Annotated in this window: 1 protein-coding gene; it reads right to left on the minus strand. The window is 59.3% G+C overall.

The genetic code is table 11. The features are described from left to right. Positions 1-72: 72 nt before the first annotated feature. Complete coding sequence (ltrA, locus tag ACIOU6_RS27935) at positions 73-1464, minus strand: group II intron reverse transcriptase/maturase (protein WP_401139967.1); 1392 nt, start codon at positions 1462-1464, stop codon at positions 73-75. Positions 1465-1938 lie beyond the last annotated feature (474 nt).

The following is a 1938-nucleotide window of genomic DNA, read 5'->3' on the forward strand; positions in this document are numbered from 1 at the left end:
CATCGAGTAGGAGGCGGATTCACATCCGCCGTCCTCTCACACCACCGTACGTACGGTTCCGTATACGGCGGTTCAGGTTATACGGTTAAGTCGGTTTATCGTGTCCAGTATCGAGACCAGGCCGAGGTTGTCCCATCGTTTCTTCGCCAGCGCCTGATTCATATGTGACGCTCCCGAGTTCCACCATGGGCCGCGGCCGTTGAACACTGATTTGCAGGCCCGCTCCTCTTTGAGTCCCAAGCGCATCAGGTTGCGCGCCCTCGTGGAGGGCCACTTCCATTGACGCCAGAGGACGCAGCGAAGCTTGCGCCGCACCCAGCCGTCCAGTTCTTCAAGTGGCCTTCTGCTTCGGCTAAGCTGGAAATAACCCGCCCAACCGCGTAGTACCGGGTTTATTCGCTCGATGATCGTAGCCATCTTGCAACCCTGTGCGCCGTGCAGCAGCTCTCTGAGCCGATCACGCAAGCGATTCAGGCTCATCGTTGCCACTTTCAGCTTCGGCTGTTTATGCCAGCTCATCCCGTAACCTAAGTAATCACAGACCCATGGCCGTGCCACGCGGCTCTTTTCCCGATTCAGCGTTAGTTTCAAACGCTGATTCAGGAAGCGCTCAACCCCGGCCAGCACTCGTTCGCCAGCACGGCGACTGCGCACATAGATGTTCGCATCGTCGGCATAACGCACAAAGCGATGCCCCCGCCGCTCCAGTTCGCGATCGAGTTCGTTGAGCAGGATGTTCGACAGCAACGGCGAGAGCGGGCCGCCTTGCGGCGTCCCCTCCTGCCGTCGGCTGACGATCCCGCCCGACATGATTCCGGCTTCGAGGTAACGACGGATCAGCCTGAGCACCCGCCTGTCTTCGATTTGACGCTCGACGTAGGCCATCAATACATCGTGGTTGACCCGATCAAAGAATTTCTCCAGGTCAAGTTCCACGCACCAGCGGTGGCCCGCCGCCACATGGGCACGGGCAGTTTCAATGGCTTGATGAGCGCTTCTACCCGGACGAAAACCGTAGCTGTAATCCGAGAACAGAGGGTCGAAGATCGGCGTGAGCTGTTGCAGCAGGGCCTGTTGGATCAGGCGATCCACGACACAGGGAATGCCCAACTGCCGTGTTCCACCTTTGGGTTTTGGGATTTCAACGGCGCGCACACCTTGCGGGTGATACACGCCGGCCAGCAACCGAGCCTTGAGAGTCGGCCAATACTGTTTCGTGTAGTCCGCCAGTTGATCGACCGTCATGCCATCGGCACCCGGTGCGCCCTTGTTGCTGACCACACGTTGATACGCACGCCTGAGGTTGGCCGGTGCAAGCACCCGCTCCATCAGCGTGTCCGGCTCCGCGTTCGTCCACGTCACAGACGCCGCCGATGCCTGCGCACTGCCAGCCGCAAACCCTGGATTCCGTCCAGAGCTTGGGGTTACAGCCCTCTTGTGGAGAGATTTCTGCTTTTCGGACATTCGACGAGACTCTAACGCCTACTGGCGGCATAACCTGTTCGGCCCTTGGTGGCGTGGTTTTTTTTTCCGCCACTTACTACGGCCTCGGCTGACTTCTGCAGGTTCATCCCGTCGCCTCTCGGCGCTCGGTAGCACGATGGCAAACCTGCAGATCTCCCAGGGTAATTCGCGCGACCTTCCTGCTTATGCCTGTCGGATATACGTCACAGCGCTCCGTGCAAGTATCGGGCTTTGACGATTGTGGCCGTCTTACCCCGCTGTGCCGCCTCATCCGCTTCCTGTTCGTCAGGCCAGCATTTTGCCTCGGGCTTCCTTCAGATTCGCAGTCACCCGCGACACCCTTGCCTCTGGCTAACACTTCCCCTTGCCGGGTGTGTAGAGGACTTTCACCTCCAAGTCGTTCGGCTCACCACCACAGTGAGCTGAACAGCGCCAGTCACGGCGCTACGCGCCATGCCTGGCGCACCACAAAAA

The sequence above is a fragment of the Pseudomonas sp. NPDC087615 genome, from assembly GCF_044743445.1.
GTDB classification, from domain to species: domain Bacteria; phylum Pseudomonadota; class Gammaproteobacteria; order Pseudomonadales; family Pseudomonadaceae; genus Aquipseudomonas; species Aquipseudomonas baetica_A.

Excerpts from the sequence above, each read along its gene's own strand:
- ltrA (WP_401139967.1), bottom strand. The coding sequence starts at position 1,464 with ATGTCCGAAAAGCAGAAATCTCTCCACAAGAGGGCTGTAACCCCAAGC.